The sequence below is a fragment of the Nonomuraea sp. NPDC004702 genome (genome assembly GCF_053601695.1).
Genome location: NZ_JBSGCE010000001.1, coordinates 230,956 through 250,583, shown reverse-complemented (window position 1 = coordinate 250,583; position 19,628 = coordinate 230,956). Strand labels below are relative to the sequence as shown.

The following is a 19,628-nucleotide window of genomic DNA, read 5'->3' as shown; positions in this document are numbered from 1 at the left end:
TGGACGTGACCACGCACGCCGCGAGCAGATGGACGACAAACCCCTTCTGACCTATGCGGACTCTCCTAACGCGTCCCTTACCTGGGAGTTGCGAGGATGAGGAATGCTGTCAGGCGGCTTGTGCCGAACGGGGGATAGCGCAAGGGGGAATGAATTGATCACTATGACCGATGAGCAGCGTCAGGACTGGTTCGAGCGCGATGTCGTGCCCGTGACGTCGCAGCTGTTCGCTTCCGCCATGCGCCTGACCCGTAACGCCGCCGATGCCGAGGACCTGGTGCAGGAGACGGTCGCCAAGGCGTACACGTCCTATCACCAGTTCCGTGAGGGCACCAACCTCAAGGCGTGGCTGCACCGCATCCTCACCAACAACTTCATCAACGACTACCGCAAGAAGCAGCGCTCGCCGAAGTTGTCGGCCGCCGAGGACATCGAGGACTGGCAGCTGCACGCCGCCGAGTCCCACACCTCGACGGGCCTGCGCTCGGCCGAGACCGAGGCGCTCGACCGGCTGCCCGACAGCGTCGTGATGAACGCCCTGCGCTCCCTGCCCGAGGACTTCCGCGTGGCCGTCTACCTGGCCGACGTCGAGGGGTTCGCGTACAAGGAGATCGCCGAGCGCATGGGGACGCCCATCGGCACCGTGATGTCCCGTCTGCACCGTGGCCGCCGCCAGCTCCGCGGCATGCTGGAGGACTACGCGCGGGAGGAGGGCGCCGTGCGCCTTCCCGCCCCCCGCGCCGCGGCCTAGGGAGAGTCCAGGGACAGGCGAAGGCGGACGCGTAACAGGCCGCCTTCGTCGCGCAGCTGCACCCGGTCGCAGAGCTGCCGGCTGATCCAGAGCCCGTACCCCCGCGGGGACTCGGGCTCCGGCGGTATGTAGCCCGGCAGGGGGTCGTCGAGCGCCCCGCCGGGATCGGCGATCTCGCAGACGAGGTCGCGCTCCTCCACCCACATCGTGATCGTGCCGAACCCGGCGCCGTGCTCGACGCAGTTCGCGGCGATCTCCGAGACGCTGAGCACCAGCGAGGAGATGAGATTGCGGTCCATGCCGGCCGTCCTGGCGTAGTCGCCGACGGTCTGGCGCAGGCGCTTGAGCTCGCGGGCCGTGAACCGCACCAGGCACGCCCCGGGGCCCGGCTCCGGGAACGGCGCGTCGTCGCCGTCGAGCACCAGCTCGTGGGGCTGCACGAACCGCCCGCTGGCCGCCTCACCCCCCGCCCCCAGCACCAGGGGATGGACGACCGGGGTGAGCTCGCGGACGGGCTCGGGGACGTCGCGCAGGTCGTACAGGCACAACATGACGGACGGGGCCGCGGCCAGGGCGGCGTTGACGACCGAGTCGTAGCGGATGAGGTCCTGGATCCGCGGCTCGCTGAGATCGGTCCAGACGGGCTCGCCGACGACCAGGGTGGGCCGGCCGCGCGTGTACTCGTGGTAGGCGGCCAGCATCCGGTGGGGGTGGCCGTACCAGGCGCCGGCCGGGCGGCTGTCGATGCGCCGCGCGTCGCCGTCGAGGGCCTCGGCCAGCAGCGCCAGCCGGTCGGGGCGGTTGACGACCAGCACGCGCCGGTCTTCGTCCAGCGCGGTGCGCACGCGCGGCACGACGAGGTCGAGGAAGGCCCGATCGGAGTCGTACGGTACCGCGACGTGCTTCAGCGACTGTGCCCGCTCACGGCGCACGGCCGAAACGTAACAAGGGCGGCCCGGCCGCGCAACGGCGGAAGCCGACCAATAACGTCGAACGGCCTGCGCGTGACTCACCGGAGTTTGATGATTACTCCATGTCTTGGACGGCTGATGCCCGTTGCTGGGTACATCTGTTGTGTACGGAAACGTCGGCAGGGGGTGGCGTGTGACCGAAGCCCGCGCGGCGGCGGAGAAACTCCAGGCGGAGCTGCACGGGCTGGGAGTCACCAGCGCGTACGAGGTGGGGGACGGAGCGACCATCTCGGTCTGGATAGGTCTCGTCGTGCACTACAGGGACGGTTTTTACCGTTGGCAGGAAGGTCCGGTTAAACGTCGTCATCTGGGTACGGATCCGGTTGGATGTGCCATGCGCGTGGCGCGCCGCTACAAGGAGCTGCACGCGGATATCCCACTCTGGTGGGACGACCTGGCCAGGGAACTACGGGGGAGACCGGTCCAGGACTATCCGTAAGGCCCCCGCGTGCGGTGTTTCGGGGGAAAACATGCGCATTTGGGCTTTGCCATTCGTCCTGATCGTTCTCGTGGGCTGCGCCGTCCAGCCGGTGCCGCGCCGACATTCCGCCATGATCCGGCCACAGGTCAGTCCTGAGGTCCTGGCCAAGCGGCTGATCGCGCAGCAGGCCGACTGGCCGCGCAGCCGCCGGTTCGACTGCGGCAAGATCAAGTGTGTGGCCCTGACCTTCGACGACGGTCCAGGGCCCTACACCGGCAAGCTGCTCGACCTGTTGCGCCAGCGCCACGTCAAGGCCACGTTCTTCGTGCTGGGGGAGATGGTGGCCGCCGACAGCGGCGGCCGGATCACCCGTCGCATCGTGGACGAGGGCCACGAGATCGGCAACCACTCCTGGTCCCACCCGTCGCTGACCGGCCTGTCCCGCGACGGGGTGCGCAACGAGCTGGGGCACACCGACGAGCTCGTCCACCGGCTGACCGGGGTCAAGATGCGGGTGATGCGCCCGCCGTACGGCAGCACCGACGAGGCCGTCGCCGCCGAGACCCGCCGCGAGGGCCTGGCCCAGATCCTGTGGGACGTCGACACCCTCGACTGGCTGCACCGCGAGCCCGCCGCCGTGGTCAGGCGGGCCGACACCGCCAAGGCCGGGTCGATCGTGCTCATGCACGACATCCACCCCACCACGGTCGAGGCCGTGCCGAAGGTGATCGACACGCTGGCCAAGAAGGGCTACACGTTCGTCACGATCTCGGAACTGTACGGCCGCCCGCCCACGCCGGGGCGCACGTACACCGCACGGTGAGCGGCATGGCACGCTTGGGCCATGGCTTTCACCGGCTTCCCCGACGAGGCGTTCATCTTCTACGAGGGCCTTGAGGCGGACAACTCCAAGCACTACTTCACCCGCCACAAGCACCTCTACGAGGACGCGGTCCGCGCGCCCATGACGGAGCTCACCGACGAGCTGGCCGCCGAGTTCGGCCCGGCCCAGCTCTTCCGGCCCTACCGTGACGTGCGCTTCTCCAAGGACAAGACGCCGTACAAGACCCATCAGGGCGCCTTCGTCGATCTGATGCCCGGCATCGGCTACTACGTCGAGATCAGCGCCGCCGGCCTGTACGTCGCCGGCGGCCGCTACACCCAGGCCCCCGACCAGATCGCCCGCTACCGCGCGGCCGTGGACGAGGACGTCACCGGCAAGCCGCTGGAGTCGATCGTCGCCCGGCTGGCCGACGCCGGCTACACGATCGGCGGCGACCGGCTGAAGACCAGGCCGCGCGGCTTCGACGAGGACCATCCGCGCATCGAGCTGCTGCGCCACAGGTCCCTGTTCGCGGGCGTGCGCCACGAGCCGGAGCCGTGGGTGCACACGGCCGAGGTGCGCGGGCGCGTCGAGCGGGCCTGGCGCGACTTCGCCGCGCTGATCGACTGGCAGTGCGCGCACGTCAGGGGCAGCGAGCTGCCGCGCCGCTGAGCGTCACCGCTGGCCCGTCGTGACCTGGTCGCCCTTCAGGATGCGGTCGACCGTCTGCCCGGCCGCCGAGCTGGCCGCCGTCGTGCCCACGGCCAGCGCCAGGGCCAGGGTCGGCGCGGCCAGGCTGCGCACGCTGCGCAGGTTGCGCACCCTGGCCCACGGCTCGCCGGCCAGGTGCATGATCCGCCACTCCCAGAACAGCCCGAGCCCGACGCAGACCATCATCACCTGCCCCACCACGATGGCCACGACCTGCGCCTTGTCGAGGGCGCCGATGTCCGGCTCGACCAGCGTCGACAGGTAGCCGGCCAGGCTGGTCAGCAGGGCCGCGACGGCCAGGTGCAGCGCCTTGGTCATCGGCTGGGTGCCCCGGACGCACGGGTAGAAGTAGCCGAACAGGAAGCCGAACGCGGGCAGGGTGAGCAGGTAGCGGCCGTCGAAGAGGAAGCTGGTCAGGTCCGCGCCCTCCGGCCGGCCGTGGACCAGCGCGAAGGGCAGGCTCAGCAGCAGGCTGACGGTGAACGCCGACACGCCGCTGTGCCAGGGCGTGCAGCCGGCCGCCGTGGCGAAGGCGGTCTCGGGATGGCGGCCGTGCTCGCGCAGCGCCGACTCCAGAGCCTGCCGCCGCTGGTCGAACTCGGCCATCGACATGTCCGCGGCCAGCCTGGTCCGTCCGGCGCGGTACAGCTCCTGCTCGGCGAGCAGCAGCAGGCGCCGGTGCAGGGCCGCGCGGACGAACTGCCGGTGCTCCTCCTGCGTGTCCGGTTCCACGACGGACGCGGGCGGCCCGGCGAGCAGCCAGCGCGCGGTCAGCCAGGCCACGAGCGAGGTGATCGCCAGCAGCGGCAGCGGCACGTCGATGTCGGCCAGCGTCGTGCTGCCGCCGGGCGTGATGTAGAGCACCATCAGCACGACGACCATCGTCGACTCGGCGGCCGGGTCGCGCACGGCCGCCACCCGGCAGCCCAGCCGCCACAGCCGCAGCACCAGCATCACGAACCCGAGCAGCAGCAGCCCGAGCACCCCGCGGACCAGCGGGTCCAGCGGCAGGCTGCCGATCGTCGGGACGGCCGCGCGGGGCAGGGCCAGGCTCCACGACCCCGCGTCCAGCCATTCCGTGGGCCAGCCCTGCACGAGCAGGCTCACCACGACCGCGCCCACCACCGCGCTCCGGCTCCACCGCCTGGTCGCCACGGTCACCGCGGCCACGGGGATCATCGCCCAGCTCAGCGCCAGCAGCAGCCGGACGCTGTCGGGCGGGTACACGCCGTCCAGCAGCGCCCGCAGCCACAGGGCCAGCGCCAGCAGCCCGACCGCGGCCTCGGCCCACAGCGCGGCCAGGCGGACGACCACCGGCCTGACCCCGAGGTCCACGCTGAAGCCGACCGCCGCGCCCGCCGCCGCCAGGGCCGCGACGGCTCCGCCGGTCAGCAGCACGCGTCCGGGGAGCTGGCCGTGCAGCCACGACCAGCTCAGCATGCCGATCCCGACCAGCAGGCCGAGCCCGGTCACCGTGAGCAGGTCCCGGCCGGTCCACGGCGGGCTGGTGGGCAGCACCCGTCCGGCGTGCCGCAGGGCCATCACCGGCACGGCGACGAACAGGATCACGTACCCGACCGGCGACCACTCCGCGGCGACCAGCGGGATCAGCAGGGCCGGCGCGGCGATGGCCAGGCCGACGACCAGCTCCCTGTTGGGCACCCGCTGCCACCACCGCCGGCCGAGCGAGCGCACCAGGAACACCGCCAGCGCGCACGCCGTGAGCACGCCGAGCGCGGTGGCCCAGGAGAAGTCGTCCTCCTCGGCGACGTCGGGGAAGCCGTAGGAGCCGGGGGCCAGCGTCAGGCTCACCGGGTACGCGCCGACGGAGAACCGCAGCAGGCCGCGCTCCTGCCGTTCCGGCTGGATGCCCTCGACGCGCAGCACGGTCCACTCGCCGGGCAGCACGGTGACCGCGCGCTCCACGACGATCAGCGGGAGCGCGGTCGGCGAGGCGAAGTCGAGCCGGAGCAGCCCGTCGACCCTGACCTGGCGCAGCAGCGTCACCGTGAACTCGGCCGTGACGTGCCCAGGCGAGGAGACGATGAGCGGCGCGAGCCGGGTGGTGGGCGCCAGGCTCTGGCCGTCCGCCTTGAGCGCGCCGAACCCGGAGTCGGTCACCTGCGGCAGCGTGCCGGGGAAGCCGCCGCCCTGGCGCAGCGCCTCGGCCAGCGGGTCGTCGGGGCGCAGGCCCAGCCGGTGCCTGACGGTGATCCTGACCTGACGCTGCCGGGGGTCGATCCGCCCCTCGGGGACGGCGTCGAGGTCGGCCGCGCGGGCCCGGGCGACCGAGACCTCGGTGGCGGCCGTACGGGCCCATCCGGCGGCCGGGTCGGCGCGGGCGGCGGCGGCCGCCCAGGGGTTGGTCACGACGGTGCTCTTGGGCCTGTCGGACCCGGTCACGGGTCTGGCTGCGATGGTGCACCAAACAATCGCCCCGAACGACACCAGAGCCAGCCCGAATGAAAGTGCCATCCGGAGCTTTCCCACAATTGGGATGATTCTCCGGCATGGCGAAATGTTCTATGGCATAGGGTCACGGTGTTATCACAGATGGTCTCATGACCACGTTTCTTTACACCGTGACCCGGGAGAGGCGTTCCATCGCGCGTGCTCGGGCCGCCCGTTGACAGGCCCCTCTGACACGGAAACCGCGTGCCACCGGAAAAGGTGACACGCGGCCGTGGTGCGGAGAGAACGAATCAGGCGCGCTTGGCGCGGGCCGCGGCGCGGCCGCGGGCGGCGGCGTCGAGCACGACCTTGCGGATGCGGACCGCGTCGGGCGTGATCTCCACGCACTCGTCCTCGCGGATGAACTCCAGCGCCTGCTCCAGCGAGAGCGTCCGCGGCGGGATGACCTTCTCGGTCTCCTCGCTCGTGGACGAGCGCATGTTCGTGAGCTTCTTCTCCTTGGTGATGTTCACGTCCATGTCGTCGGAACGCGAGTTCTCACCGATGATCATGCCCTCGTAGACCTCGGTGGTCGGCGAGACGAACAGCGTGCCGCGCTCCTGGAGGTTGAGCATGGCGAACGCGGTCACCGGGCCCGACCGGTCGGCCACCAGCGAGCCGTTGTTGCGGGTGCGCAGCTCGCCGAACCACGGCTCGTAGGAGTCGAAGACGTGGTGGACCAGGCCGGTGCCGCGGGTCTCGGTCAGGAACTCGGTGCGGAAGCCGATCAGGCCGCGGGCCGGGACCACGAACTCCATGCGGATCCAGCCGGTGCCGTGGTTGGTCATGTGCTCCATGCGGCCCTTGCGGACGGCCAGGAGCTGGGTGACCGCGCCGAGGTACTCCTCCGGGCAGTCGACCGTCAGGCGCTCGACCGGCTCGTGCACCTTGCCGTCGATGGTCTTGGTGACCACCTGCGGCTTGCCGACGGTCAGCTCGTAGCCCTCGCGGCGCATCTGCTCGACGAGGATGGCCAGCGCCAGCTCACCGCGGCCCTGCACCTCCCAGGCGTCGGGACGGTCGGTGGGCAGCACGCGCAGCGACACGTTGCCGACCAGCTCCTTGTCGAGCCGGTCCTTGACCATGCGGGCGGTGACCTTCGAGCCCTTGACCTTGCCGACCAGCGGCGAGGTGTTGGTGCCGATCGTCATCGAGATCGCCGGCTCGTCGACCGTGATCAGCGGCAGCGGGCGCGGGTCCTCCGGGTCGGCCAGCGTCTCGCCGATCATGATCTCGGGGATGCCCGCGATGGCGATGATGTCGCCGGGGCCGGCCTCCTCGGCCGGCTTGCGCTCCAGCGCCTCGGTCATCAGCAGCTCGGTGATCTTCACCTTCTGGATCGTGCCGTCGGTGCGGCACCAGGCGACCTGCTGGCCCTTGCGCATGACGCCCTGGTGGATCCGGCACAGCGCGATGCGGCCCAGGTAGGAGGAGGCGTCGAGGTTGGTGACGTGCGCCTGCAGCGGGGCGCTGGGGTCGTACGTGGGCGCCGGGATCGTCGACTTGATGATGTCGAACAGCGGCTCCAGGTCCTCCGAGTCGGGCATGCCGCCGTCGTCGGGACGGTTCATGGAGGCGCGGCCGGCCTTGGCCGAGGCGTAGACGATCGGGAAGTCGATCTGCTCCTCGGTGGCGTCGAGGTCCATGAAGAGCTCGTAGACCTCGTCGACGACCTCCTTGATGCGGGCGTCGGGGCGGTCGACCTTGTTGATGCACAGGATGACCGGCATCTTGGCGGCGAACGCCTTGCGCAGCACGAACCGGGTCTGCGGCAGCGGGCCCTCGGAGGCGTCGACCAGCAGCACCACACCGTCGACCATGGAAAGGCCGCGCTCGACCTCGCCGCCGAAGTCGGCGTGGCCGGGGGTGTCGATGATGTTCAGGGTCATGCCGCCGTGCTGGACGGCGGTGTTCTTGGCGAGAATGGTGATGCCCTTCTCGCGCTCCAGGTCGTTGGAGTCCATGACCCGGTCGTCGACGTCCTGGTTCGCGCGGAAGGCCCCGGACTGCCAGAGCATGGCGTCGACCAGTGTGGTCTTGCCATGGTCGACGTGCGCGATGATCGCGATGTTCCGCAGGTCGTCGCGGCTGTTCAAAGGCATGATGACTTCTCGCTCTGTGTCGTGGGGGCGGCCGCGCGAAGTCGCGACCCACCAAGTCTAGTTGATCCCCTCTCGTGACAAGAGCGGGACAAGGCGTCTGCGGCGCTGTAGGGGTGAACGCATCGGCCGGCGCGTCTGATTCCCGGCGTCCCGCATGGATCATGGGCAGAGGGGCAATGAGCAACCGTGAGGGACGAAGGGCTGGTGCTGCTCGTCGCGTGGGGGCAGTTCGCGCTGCTCCTGGGGCTGCTGGCCTATTTCCTGCTGCGAGGCCGCACATGAGGCGGGTGGCGGCGCTGCTCGTGCTGCTCGTGGCCGCCGCCGGTTGCGTGAGCCCGGCCTGGGACGACCACGACTACGCGCTCAAGGCCGAGCAGTCCGACGAGAGCGTCTCCTCCATCGTCCAGGTCGTCCGCCTGGCCGTCCAGAACTCCCACCGGCTGACCAGGCCGTACCTCAAGGTCGTGCTCACCGACGCGGCCGGCGAGCTCGACGCGGTCGGCGACCAGTTCGGCGGGGTCCAGCCGCCGTCCGAGCGGTCCGACCAGGTGCGCGACCGGCTGCTCGACCGCATCCAGCGGGCCGAGGAACTGGTGGACGACCTGCTCATCCAGGTACGCCGGGACCGGATCAAGGACCCCGCCCAGGCGGTGCGGGAGCTGGAGGCGCTGGGGTGAAGAAGCTCTTCGCCGTCACGCTCGGCATCCTCAGCGCCGTCGGCGGCTTCGTGGACATCGGCGACCTCGTGGCCAACTCGCTGGTCGGAGCCCGGTTCGGGATGTCGCTTGCGTGGGTCGTGGTGGTCGGCGTGGTGGGCATCTGCCTGTTCGCCGAGATGTCCGGCAGGATCGCCGCGGTCTCCGGCCGGCCGGTCTTCGACCTCGTCCGCGAGCGGCTCGGACCGCGGGCGGGCCTGCTCAACCTGGGGGCGTCGTTCCTCATCAACCTGCTCACGCTGGCCGCGGAGATCGGCGGCGCGTCGCTCGCCCTGGAGCTGGCCACCGGCGTCAACTACCTGCTGTGGGTGCCGGGGGTGGCGCTGGTCGCCTGGCTGGTGATGTGGCGGGTCAAGTTCGAGACCATGGAACGGGTGTTCGGGCTGGCCGGGCTGGCGCTGGTGGTGTTCGGGGTGGCGGCGTGGCAGCTCGGCCCCGACTGGGGGCAGCTGGGCAGCCAGCTCGCCGCGCCGCCGCAGGCCGAGGGGGCGGCGACCTACTGGTACTACGCGGTCGCGCTGCTCGGCGGCGCGATGACCCCGTACGAGGTGTTCTTCTTCTCCTCCGGCGGCGTCGAGGAGCGGTGGACGCGCCAGGACCTGGTGACCGCCCGCGCCAACGTGTTCGTCGGCTTCCCGCTCGGCGGCCTGTTGTCGCTGACCATCATGGTCTGCGCCGCCGCGGTGTTCCTGCCGGCGCAGATCCAGGTGGAGTCGCTGGCGCAGATGGTGCTGCCGGTGGGCGTCGGGCTGGGCAAGGTCGGGCTGGCGATGGCGATCTTGGGGGTGTTCGCGGCCACGTTCGGCGCGACGCTGGAGACCGCGCTGTCGTCGGGGTACACGCTCAGCCAGTACTTCGGCTGGCGGTGGGGCAAGCGGGTGCGGCCGAGGGACGCCGCCAGGTTCCACGTCGTGGTGCTGGTCGCGGTCGTGCTGGCCGCGGCGCTCATCCTGACGACCGTCGACCCGGTCATGGTGACGGAGTACTCGCTGGTGTTCTCGGCCGCCGCGCTGCCGTTGACGTACCTGCCCGTGCTGATGATCGCCAACGATCCCGACTACATGAACGACCGGGTCAACAGCCGGTTCACCAACGCCGTCGGCACCGCGTACATGATCCTGCTGTCGGTGGTCGCGGTGGCGGCGATCCCGCTGCTGATCGCCACGAAGGCGGGCCAATGAGGGCCCGGGAGCTCCACGCCGACCTGCACCTGCTCGACCGGCAGGTGGTCGGCGCGGACGACGGCGAGCCCGTGTGCAAGGTGGACGACCTGGAGCTGGCCGGCGACCCGCCGTACGTGGCGGCCCTGCTCGCCGGGCCGCTCGCGCTCGCCCCCCGCATCGGCGGCCTGCCCGGCTGGCTGATGAGCTCGGTGACCACGCTGTTCCGGCCCGAGGAGCACCCGCAGCCCCGGCGCATCCCGATGCACCTGGTCACCGAGATCGGCAGCGCGATCAAGGTGAGCGGCGAGCTCGCCGAGCCCGCACTCGAACGCTGGGCGCGGGAGAACGTGATCGCCCGGATCCCCGGCAGCGGCGGCGGGCGCCGGCCCGGCGGAGAGGTCGTGCACGCCGCTGGCCCCGCCCCGAGGATCAGCTGGTTCAAGGGCCGCACGGTGACCGACGCGGCCGGCGAGGCGGTCGGCAGGGTCGCCGACGTGTGGCTGTGCCAGGACGGCCCGCTGCTGATGGGCGTGCAGAACGCGTTCCGGGTCAGCGGCCTCATCGTCGTGCCGCGCCGCACCGGCAAGCTCTTCGGGTACGAGCGCGGTCCGGGCGGCCGGGCCCCCTGGCTGGTCGAGACCCTGATCAGGCGCCGGCTCAAGGGCAGCAGGCTGGTGGCCTGGGAGCAGCTGGCCTGGGAGGGCGGCTCCTGGTCGGAGGAGCCCGGCGCCGGCCTGCGCCTGAACGTGCCCGCCGACCGGCTCGCCCCCCTCGCCGAGCTGTACGAGCGCGAGCCGGGACGTACATAGCAGGTTGCACATTTGTGTGCATGGCAGGAGCCGTCGCGGTCCCTACATTGTCGTCATGACGTGGACAGAGCTGGTTATGGGCTCGGCACCGAGCAAGGGCGACCAGCCGGCGGTGAGCGACGTCAGGACCGGCGAGGTGCTGTCGTACGCGCAGTTCGCCAGGCGGGTCACCCGCGCGGCGGGCGGGCTGCGGCGCGACGGGCTGGCCTACGGCGACCGCGTCCTCATCGACCTGCCGCTCGGCGCGTCGCTGGTGGTGGCGGTCCACGCGGTGGCCTGGGCGGGCGGCGTCGCCGTGCTGGGCGGCCCCGGCCCGGTCCGCATGGTGATCACCCGCGGCCCCCGCGAGCCCGGCGGCGCCGCCGCGGACCGGGTCTACGCCTTCCGCCCCTCACCCGGCGCGCTGCCGTTCGCCGGGCTGCTCAACGCGAGCCCGCTGGAGTTCGGCCCGCTGGCGGGCGCGGCGCTGGCGCCGGGCGGCGGCCGCGTGCTCGACCACGACGAGCTCGCCGCCGACCTGCGCAACCTGGCCGCCCGCCTGGTGGTCGGCAAGGACGACGTCGTCGTCAACGCGGCCGGCGACCTGCTCAAGGGGCTGCGGGTGCTCGACCTGGCCCTGATGTCCGGCGCCCACGTGGTGATCGCCGCCAACGAGCCGACCGTCATCGGCTGCCGGGTGCTGGCCGCCGAGCGCAGGGCCACCATGGTCGTGGCGCCGTACGACGTCGCCAGGCGGCTGCTGGGAAACCCCATTCTGCGCGTTGTGGACGAAAGGGCGATCGTCAGCTCGCTTGGCCTGTGAAAAGTGCGACACTGTGGAAGAGTGTGATCCTTCGGCGACGCAGGGTGAACACATGCCAGAGGCCCCCCGGCACAATCTTCCAGCAGAGCCCAATCGGTTCGTGGGCCGCGAACGCGACCTCGACGACCTGCGCGGGCTGTTCGGCGAGACGCGCGTGGTCACGTTGTGCGGCGTCGGCGGCATCGGCAAGACCCGGCTGGCCCTGCGGGTGGCCGCCGGGCTGGTGGGCGGCTATCCCGGCGGGGTGTGGCTGGTCGAGCTGGCCAGGGTCAGCCGTCCGGAGCAGATCGTCCAGGAGATCGCCCGGGCGCTGCGGGTGCGCGAGGAGAGCGGGCGCCCGCTGCTCGACACCGTCACCGCCCGGCTGCGCGAGCTGCGCTGCCTGCTGCTGCTCGACAACTGCGAGCACCTGGTCGACGCGTGCGCCGAGCTGGCCGCCGAGCTGGTCGCCTGCTGCCCCCGGCTGAGCATCCTGGCCACCAGCCGGGAGCCGCTGCGCATCGCCAGCGAGCTGATCTGGCGGGTGCCGCCGCTCGACCTGCCCGAGATGGGGTACGCCGACGCCGAGTCGGTGCAGCTGTTCATGGACCGGGCCGCCGCCGCCGGCACCCGGCTCGGCCCCGACAGCCTGCCCGACGTGGTCCGCCTGTGCCAGGCGCTCGACGGGCTGCCCCTGGCCCTGGAGCTGGCGGCGGCCCGTACGAGCCTGCTCAGCCCCGGGCAGATCGCCGACCGGCTCGACGACCGTTTCTCGCTGCTGACCACGGGCGGCCGTACCGCCCCTGCGCGGCAGCGCACGCTGCTGGCCACCGTCGACTGGAGCTACGACCTGCTGTCGGCCAAGGAGCAGGTGCTGCTGCGCCGGCTGTCGGTCTTCGCCCGCGACTTCGACCTCGACCTGGCCGAGCAGGTCTGCGCCGAGCGGCCCATCGCCCGGGACGAGATCGTCGACCTCCTCGGCGGCCTGGTCGACAAGTCCCTCGTGCTGTGCGACGAGGAGCGCAGGCGCTACCGCATGCTGGAGACGATCAAGCGGTACGCGATGAAGCGGCTGGAGCGGGCCGGCGAGCGCGAGGACGTCCGCGAGCGGCATCTCACCGTCCTGTGCGACCTGCAGGAACGCCACTTCACGACCGAGATGGTCCGGCCGGGCGTGCCCTGGCCGGAGCGGCTGGAGTGCCTGACGGCCAGCAAGCAGCTCCTCGACGACCAGCGGGCCGCCCTCGACTGGGCCGCCGAGTCCGGCAACGCGCGGCTGGGCCTGCGCCTGTGCGCCGCCAGCACCGCCCTGCTGCCCATCTCCGGCAACCTGACCGAGATCGTCGGCTGGATCGAGCGGCTGCTCTCGCTCGACCTCGAACCCGTGCCCGACGGGCAGGTCGCGCAGGGCAAGGCGTACCTCGCCTACGGGCTGGAGGCCCGCGACGAGCTCAGCCGGTCGCTGGAGGTGGCCACGGAGAGCCTGGCGGGGCTGGGCGAGGAGAACGTGTTCACCCGCTGCGTCATGCACAGCCTCGTGGTCGTCGTCCTGCTCCGCATGGGCCGCATCGACGAGGCGCTGCACCACGCCGAGCGCGGCCTGGCCGAGGCCACCGAGTCGGGCGACGCCTGGAACCAGGCGGCGGGGCTGGCCGGGCTGTCGGCGGTGGCGCTGACCAGGGGCCGGCTGCGCGAGGCCCAGCGGCTGGGCGACGAGGCCCTGGCACGGGCGCGCGAGCACGGCCACCGCTGGCTCATGGCCAGGATGGCCGCCCAGCTCGGCGCCGTGGCCGAGGCCCGCGGCGACTTGGAGACCGCCAAGTCCCGCTACGAGCTGGCCGTCCCGTGGTTGTGCGAGCTGGGCAGCGACTCCGACCTGGCGCGCTGCCTGGCCAGGGTGGGCCGGGTCGCGGCCATGCTGGGCGAGTTCGCCGCGGCCAGGGAGCGGCTGGCCGACAGCCTCGCGCTGAGCCGGCAGACCGGCCAGCGGCAGGGGGTGGCCCGGTGCCTGGCCGGCCTGTCGGTGCTGGCCGAGCACGAGGGCGACCTCGACGGCGCGGTGCTGGCCGCCGCCGCCGCGGCCACGCTGCGCGAGTCGATCGGCCAGCACTCGGCCACGATCCGGATCGAGGAGCTGCTCTCGCGCGCCCGCGCCAAGCTCGGCGAGGGCCGCACGGCCTCCCTGTGGTCGCGCGGCCGGGCGATGAGCCCCGACGCCGCCGCCCGCCAGGTGCTGGCGGGGGAGCGGCCCGCGGCGCCGCCGCCCGCGCCGGCCGAGCCGGTCAGGCACTCGCTGCTGACCGTGCGCGAGCTGGAGATCGCCGGCCTGCTCACCCGCGGCCTGTCCAACCGGGCCATCGCCGAGGAGCTGGTGATCAGCCCGGCCACGGTCGCCCGGCACATCGCCAACATCATGGAGAAGCTGGGGTACACCTCGCGCGCGCAGATCGCGGTGTGGGCCGCCGAGCACCCCAGCGCTTCTGCATAGGGATCTGCATATTCCGCCCCATGTAGGCACGTGACCCCCTCCCTACCGTGGACGCCATGGATGAGCACATCGTCATGGTGGACTCCGGCACGGGCGTGGAGCTCACCGAGAAGCAACTGGACGAGCGGTCGGCGATCGCGACCGCCCAGTTGCGGCGCAGAGGGGTGCGCGCGGGCGACACGGTGCTCGTCTGCCTGCCCGTGGGGCCCGACCTGCTGGTGGCGGCGGACGCGGTGATGGCGGCGGGCGGCGTCGTCTGGCCGGTGCCCGCCGACCTCGACCGGGCCGGGCTGGGCGAGCGCATCCGGGCCAGCGGCGCCCGGGTGATGATCTCCGACGTGCCGGAGGCGGTGGAGGCGGCCGAGGAGTCGCGGGTGCGGATCGTGATGAGCGTGGCCGAGCTGGGCGGGCGGCATCCGTATCCGCGCAGTCGCGGACAGTCCACGGAAAGTGATCGCGCGCGGTCGGCCGGAGGTGGAGACTGAGCGCACCTGTGATCCTCCGCTGACCCTGGGCGCCGACATGACTCCGCCAGTTCCGCACAACCTGCCCGCAGAGCCCAACCGTTTCGTCGGCCGCGGGCGCGACCTGACCGAGCTGAGCACGCTGGTCCACGACGAACGCGTGGTCACGCTGAGCGGCGTCGGCGGCATCGGCAAGACCCGCCTGTCGCTGCGGGTGGCGGCCAGGGCCGCGCCGGGCTTCGCCGACGGCGTCTGGCTGGTGGAGCTGGCCCGCCTGGCCGACCCCGCGCTGATCGTCAACGAGATGGCCGGGGTGCTCGGCGTCCGCGACGAGGCGCCGGGGCGGCTGCTGGACGGCCTGCGCGTACGGCTGCGCGAGGCCAGGGCGCTGATCGTGCTCGACAACTGCGAGCATCTGGTCGACCGCTGCGCCGAGCTGGTCGCCGGCCTGATCGCCGACTGCCCCCAGCTGCGTTTCCTGCTCACCAGCCGCGAGCCGCTGCGCATCCCCGGCGAGCTGGTCTGGCGGGTGCCGCCGCTGGAACTGCCCGACGACCACCATCCCGACGCCGAGTCCGTGCTGCTGTTCGTCGAGCGGGCGCTGGCGGCGGGGGCCCGGTCGGTGACCGGCAGCATGGACGACGTCGTGCGCCTGTGCCGGGCGCTCGACGGCCTGCCGCTGGCGCTGGAGCTGGCCGCGGCCCGCACGAGCCTGATGAGCCCGGGCCGCATCGCCGACCGCATCGGCGACCGGTTCACCCTGCTGACCAGGGGCGACCGTACCGCGCCCGCCCGCCAGCGCACCCTGCTGGCCACCGTCGAGTGGAGCCACGACCTGCTGCGGCCCAAGGAGCGCGTGCTGCTGCGCCGGCTGTCGGTCTTCGCCGGGCTGTTCGACCTGACCGTGGCCGAACGGGTGTGCGCCGACGGCGGCATCGTGCCCAGGGCCGAGCTGCTCGACCTGCTCAACGGCCTGGTCGACAAGTCGCTGGTGCTCCACCACGACGGGCGCTACCGCCTGCTGGAGACCATCAGGCAGTACGCCGCCGAGCGGCTGGCCGAGGCGGGCGAGCTGACCCGGCTGCGCGACCGGCACCTGCGGGTGATCTGCGAGGAGATGGAGCACTGCTACCGGGCCGGCACGCTCGACCCGCGCATGCCCTGGTCCGCCCGCGTCCCGCACTTCGTCAGGGGCCGCGCGCTGATGGACGACTGCCGGGCGGCGGTGGAGCGGGCGGTGGAGTCGGCCGACCCGGTGCTCGGGCTGCGCCTGGCCCGCGCCGCCCTGGCCATCCTGGCCGTACGCGGTGAGCTGGGCGAGACCGTCGGCTGGCACCAGCGGCTGCTCGCCCTCGACCTGTCCCGGGTGCCCTCCGACGTGGTCGCCGTGGCCAAGGGCGGCCTGGCGTACGGGCTGGAGATCTGCGACGAGCTGGCCCGCGCCGAGGAGCTGGTCGTGCAGGGGGTGGAGGAGCAGAAGAGGCACCCGTACACCCACTGGCTGGGCGTCACCTACAGCGTGGCGCTGGCCGTGTTCTTCCGCACCGGCCAGAGTGAGAAGGCGCTGCGCTACCTGGAGGAGCTGGAGGCGGCGGCCGCCGCCCACGACGACCTGTTCAACCTGGCCACGGTCCGCATCGCGCAGCTCAACCTGGCGCTGTTCCGCGGCCAGCTCCGCCAGGCCCGCCGGCGCGGCGAACAGGCGCTGGCCCTGGCCAGGGAGGCCGGCCACCACTGGACGCTGGCCAGGGCGCTGACCCACCTGGGCGCGGTGGCCGAGGCGGCGGGCGACCTGGAGGCCGCCATGACCTGCCACACCTCGGCCCTGCCGCTGCTGGAGGACATGGGCAACCGGGTCGAGCTGGCCCGCTGCCAGGCCAAGCTGGGCCGGGTGGCGGCCCGCATGCACGACTATCCGGCCGCCCGGCTGCACCTGGCCGCCAGCCTGGCGCTGAGCACCCGCACCGGCCAGCGCAGGGGCGTGGTGCGGGCGCTGACGGCCATGTCGGCGCTGGCGGCCGAGCAGGACGACCTGGAGGGCGCGGTGCTGGCCGCCGCCGCCGCGACCGCGCTGCGCGAGGCCATCGGCCAGTACGGCGTCCCCGGCCCGGTCCAGGAGCTGCTCACGCGGGCCAGGGCCGGGCTCGGCGAGGGCCGGGTGTCGCTGCTGTGGGCCAAGGGGGCCCGGCAGTCGCCCGACGAGGTCGCCAGGCGCGTGCTCGATCCCGGCCAGGCCGTGCCCGCGGGGCCGTCCGGGCCGCCGCCGGGGGCCTGGCAGGGCGGGCTGACCGGCCGGGAGCTGGAGATCGCCGCGCTGCTCACGGGCGGGCTGAGCAACCGGGCCATCGCGTTGAAGCTGGTGATCAGTCCCGCCACGGTGGCCCGGCACGTCGCCAACATCATGGAGAAGCTGGGCTTCGCCTCCCGGGCCCAGATCGCGGTGTGGGCCACCGGGCACGGCCTGGAAACGGACCACGAATAAGCTGGTATTCATGCCTTTCGCGCCACATTTCCCGGTGATGCTCAGGACCGAGGACGGTGTCCGCATCGACGCCGCCCACACCCCCTCGGCGGCCGGGGACATCGGGATCGTCATGGCGCACGGCTTCACCGGATCCTGGCGCGAGCGCACCGCCCGCCGCATAGCGCACGTGCTCAGCGGCTACGGCGGCGTGCTCGCCTTCGACTTCCGCGGCCACGGGCGCTCGGGCGGCGAGACGACGGTCGGCGACCTGGAGATCCTCGACGTGGAGGCCGCCGTACGGCATGCCCGCGTGGTCGGCTACCGGCGGATCGCGGTCGTGGGCTTCTCCATGGGCGCGGCGGTGGCCGTCCGGCACGCGGCGCTGCGCCGGGGCGTGGACGCGGTGGCGGCGGTCAGCGGCCCGGCGCGCTGGTACTACCGGGGCACCAAGCCCATGCGCCAGGTCCACTGGGCCATCGAGCAGCCGTTCGGCAGGTTCGCCGCCCGGCTGGCCAAGCGCACCAGGATCGCCCGCGGCCAGTGGGACCCGATCCCGATGCCGCCGCACGAGGCCGCCGCCCTGGTCGCGCCCGCCCCGCTGCTGGTCGTGCACGGCGACGCCGACGCCTTCTTCCCGCTGGACCACGCCCACCAGCTCTACGACGGCGCCCGCGAGCCCAAGGAGCTGTGGATCGAGCCGGGTTACGGGCACGCGGAGTCGGCCGCCAGCCCCGAACTCATCCGGCGTATCGGTAAATGGATTGCCTCGAACCTTTCGTGAGTAATACCCGTCTACCTAAGACGGATGGAAAGGATCCGCCAGGAGAAAAGTCCTCGGGGACGGAAACCGCCTTCGCGGTGACCGTGGGACATACTTCAGTAGCCGGGCAGTCGCCGACTGTAGGCGGCGGATCCGGCACCTAGCGTCGCGGGGGCACGCTGGGTGCCCTCCCCGGCCCGCAAGAGGGGGCCCCGCGGCGCGCGGGGCCCCCTCTTCGCCCGCCGCTAGCCCAGCCGGGCGATCGTCTTGTACTCCAGGTAGCCGTTCAGGCCCTCGGGGCCGAGCTCGCGGCCGATGCCGCTGGCCTTGAAGCCGCCGAAGGGCGCGTTCGACTCCAGCATGAAGCAGTTGACGCCGTAGGTGCCGGTGCGCACCTGGCGGGCGACGTTCATGCCGCGCTCGGCGTCGGCCGTCCAGACCGTGCCGGCCAGGCCGTAGTCGCTGTCGTTGGCGATGCGCAGGGCGTCGGCCTCGTCCTCGTACGGGATCACGGCCAGGACCGGGCCGAAGATCTCCTCGCGGGCGATGCGCATGTCGTTGCTGACGTTGGCGAAGACCGTGGGGGCGACGTACCAGCCGCGGTCACGGGGACGGTCGAGGCCGCCGACGACGACCTTGGCGCCCTCGTCCATGCCGATCTTGATGTAGCCCTCGACGCGCTCCTGCTGGCGCTTGGCCACCAGCGGGCCGATGCCGGTCGCCGGGTCGGCCGGGTCGCCGACGGGCTGGGAGTTGACCATGTTCGCCACGGCGTCCACGACCTCGTCGTACCGGCTGCGGGAGGCCAGGATGCGGGTCTGGGCGACGCACGCCTGGCCGTTGTTCATCAGCGTGGCCATGGCCAGGAAACCCATGCTGGCCTGCAGGTCGGCGTCGTCCAGGATGATCGCGGCGGACTTGCCGCCGAGCTCCAGGCTGACCCGCTTGAGCTGCTCGCCGCAGATGGAGGCGATGCGGCGGCCGGCGGCGGTGGAGCCGGTGAAGGCCACCTTGTCGACGCCGGGGTGGGAGATCAGGTGCTCGCTCACCTCGCGCCCGGCGGGCACGATGTTGAGCACGCCCGCCGGGATCCCGGCCTCGGCGGCCCACTCGGCCAGCAGGTACGCGTCCAGCGGCGTCTCGGGCGCGGGCTTGAGCACGATCGTGCACCCGGCCAGCAGCGCGGGCGCCACCTTGGTCATGGTCACGAACTGGGGCACGTTCCACGGGACGACGGCCGCGACGACGCCGACCGGCTCGCGCCGCACGGTGATCGGCCCGAACAGCCCGGGACGCTCCTCCTCCTGGGCGAACTCCTTGCCCAGCCCGGCGTAGAACTGCAGCATGCCGAGCGGCTGCGGCGCCTGCGCGAGGTTGGAGAAGGTGATCGGCGAGCCCATCTCCTCGGTGATCAGGGCGGCCATCTCGCCCTGGCGCTCGTTGTAGATCGCGGCCAGCCGCTCGATCACGGCGGCCCGCTCGGCGAACGTCATGCGCGGCCACGGCCCGTGGTCGAACGCCTGGCGGGCGGCGGCCACCGCGCGTTCCACGTCCTCGGCGGCGCCGTCGGGGACGCGGCCCACGACCTCCTCGGTGTGGGGGGAGATGACGTCGATCGTCCCGGTGCCGGCGGGGGTCACCCATTCGCCCCCGATGAACAGCTTGTCGTGCTGGCGCATGTCGTGAGCCTCCTGCTTGACCGAATGCTTGCTTGCTGCGCGTACGCCTCAAGGCGACCGAACCATGTTCTGTC

At 72.2% G+C, this 19,628-nt stretch carries 16 protein-coding genes; 12 read left to right on the top strand and 4 right to left on the bottom strand.

Going from position 1 to position 19,628, the window contains the following annotated elements; translation table 11 throughout:
* The first annotated feature begins 163 nt into the window (after positions 1 to 163).
* Entirely contained in the window at positions 164 to 751 is a 588-nt protein-coding gene (locus ACWEJ6_RS01215; RefSeq protein ID WP_352324845.1) for a sigma-70 family RNA polymerase sigma factor, read from the top strand.
* Here the strand turns inward: ACWEJ6_RS01215 and ACWEJ6_RS01210 are convergent.
* Positions 748 to 1,683: an anti-sigma factor RsbA family regulatory protein gene (locus ACWEJ6_RS01210; RefSeq protein ID WP_452420463.1), complete on the bottom strand. Its 936-nt coding sequence runs from the start codon at positions 1,681 to 1,683 to the stop codon at positions 748 to 750. The genes ACWEJ6_RS01215 and ACWEJ6_RS01210 overlap by 4 nt on opposite strands.
* A gap of 172 nt (positions 1,684 to 1,855) precedes the next feature.
* Here ACWEJ6_RS01210 and ACWEJ6_RS01205 point away from each other — a divergent pair, with 172 nt between their 5' ends.
* The 3 genes from ACWEJ6_RS01205 (at position 1,856) to ACWEJ6_RS01195 (ending at position 3,638) form a co-directional block, all read left to right on the top strand.
* Positions 1,856 to 2,161 carry a hypothetical protein gene (locus ACWEJ6_RS01205; protein ID WP_352324847.1) on the top strand — a complete coding sequence of 102 codons (306 nt, stop codon included), beginning with the start codon at positions 1,856 to 1,858 and terminating at the stop codon, positions 2,159 to 2,161.
* A 112-nt stretch (positions 2,162 to 2,273) separates the two neighbouring features.
* A complete protein-coding gene (locus ACWEJ6_RS01200; protein WP_452420461.1) occupies positions 2,274 to 2,966 on the top strand; it encodes a polysaccharide deacetylase family protein in 693 nt (230 codons plus the stop codon).
* 21 nt (positions 2,967 to 2,987) lie between these two features.
* The gene (locus ACWEJ6_RS01195; protein ID WP_397210731.1) at positions 2,988 to 3,638 is read left to right on the top strand and encodes a DUF2461 domain-containing protein; all 651 of its coding nucleotides are present in this window, start codon (positions 2,988 to 2,990) and stop codon (positions 3,636 to 3,638) included.
* A 3-nt stretch (positions 3,639 to 3,641) separates the two neighbouring features.
* Here ACWEJ6_RS01195 and ACWEJ6_RS01190 read toward each other — a convergent pair whose 3' ends face one another.
* Together ACWEJ6_RS01190 and typA are read right to left on the bottom strand one after the other, a co-directional pair.
* Positions 3,642 to 6,080: a hypothetical protein gene (locus ACWEJ6_RS01190; RefSeq protein ID WP_452420458.1), complete on the bottom strand. Its 2,439-nt coding sequence runs from the start codon at positions 6,078 to 6,080 to the stop codon at positions 3,642 to 3,644.
* Positions 6,081 to 6,379: 299 nt separating this feature from the next.
* A complete protein-coding gene (gene typA / locus ACWEJ6_RS01185) occupies positions 6,380 to 8,230 on the bottom strand; it encodes a translational GTPase TypA (RefSeq protein ID WP_387670969.1) in 1,851 nt (616 codons plus the stop codon).
* Positions 8,231 to 8,508: 278 nt separating this feature from the next.
* On the opposite strand from typA, the gene ACWEJ6_RS01180 reads away from it, so the two are divergent.
* Genes ACWEJ6_RS01180 through ACWEJ6_RS01145 form a run of 8 tightly spaced genes read left to right on the top strand, consistent with a single transcriptional unit; the run spans position 8,509 to position 17,896 of the window.
* Positions 8,509 to 8,907, top strand: a complete 399-nt coding sequence (locus ACWEJ6_RS01180; RefSeq protein WP_452420456.1) for a hypothetical protein — start codon at positions 8,509 to 8,511, stop codon at positions 8,905 to 8,907.
* Positions 8,904 to 10,127 (top strand): NRAMP family divalent metal transporter, encoded by a 1,224-nt coding sequence (locus ACWEJ6_RS01175; RefSeq protein WP_387670966.1) that lies wholly within the window; start codon positions 8,904 to 8,906, stop codon positions 10,125 to 10,127. The genes ACWEJ6_RS01180 and ACWEJ6_RS01175 overlap by 4 nt, the downstream gene beginning before the upstream one ends.
* On the top strand, positions 10,124 to 10,918 hold the full coding sequence (locus tag ACWEJ6_RS01170; protein ID WP_452420454.1) for a hypothetical protein: 795 nt from the start codon (positions 10,124 to 10,126) through the stop codon (positions 10,916 to 10,918). The genes ACWEJ6_RS01175 and ACWEJ6_RS01170 overlap by 4 nt, the downstream gene beginning before the upstream one ends.
* 55 nt (positions 10,919 to 10,973) lie before the next feature.
* The gene (locus tag ACWEJ6_RS01165; protein WP_387670963.1) at positions 10,974 to 11,720 is read left to right on the top strand and encodes an AMP-binding protein; all 747 of its coding nucleotides are present in this window, start codon (positions 10,974 to 10,976) and stop codon (positions 11,718 to 11,720) included.
* A gap of 52 nt (positions 11,721 to 11,772) precedes the next feature.
* Positions 11,773 to 14,187, top strand: coding sequence for a LuxR C-terminal-related transcriptional regulator (locus ACWEJ6_RS01160; protein WP_387670961.1), 2,415 nt, complete (start codon positions 11,773 to 11,775; stop codon positions 14,185 to 14,187).
* Positions 14,188 to 14,243: 56 nt separating this feature from the next.
* Positions 14,244 to 14,672, top strand: a complete 429-nt coding sequence (locus ACWEJ6_RS01155) for an AMP-binding protein (RefSeq protein WP_452420451.1) — start codon at positions 14,244 to 14,246, stop codon at positions 14,670 to 14,672.
* A 37-nt stretch (positions 14,673 to 14,709) separates the two neighbouring features.
* Positions 14,710 to 17,133 carry a LuxR C-terminal-related transcriptional regulator gene (locus tag ACWEJ6_RS01150; protein ID WP_397164656.1) on the top strand — a complete coding sequence of 808 codons (2,424 nt, stop codon included), beginning with the start codon at positions 14,710 to 14,712 and terminating at the stop codon, positions 17,131 to 17,133.
* Positions 17,134 to 17,143: 10 nt separating this feature from the next.
* On the top strand, positions 17,144 to 17,896 hold the full coding sequence (locus ACWEJ6_RS01145; protein WP_452420449.1) for an alpha/beta hydrolase: 753 nt from the start codon (positions 17,144 to 17,146) through the stop codon (positions 17,894 to 17,896).
* A gap of 224 nt (positions 17,897 to 18,120) precedes the next feature.
* On the opposite strand, the gene ACWEJ6_RS01140 is transcribed toward ACWEJ6_RS01145, so the two are convergent.
* Positions 18,121 to 19,554 carry an aldehyde dehydrogenase gene (locus ACWEJ6_RS01140; protein ID WP_358288440.1) on the bottom strand — a complete coding sequence of 478 codons (1,434 nt, stop codon included), beginning with the start codon at positions 19,552 to 19,554 and terminating at the stop codon, positions 18,121 to 18,123.
* Positions 19,555 to 19,628 lie beyond the last annotated feature (74 nt).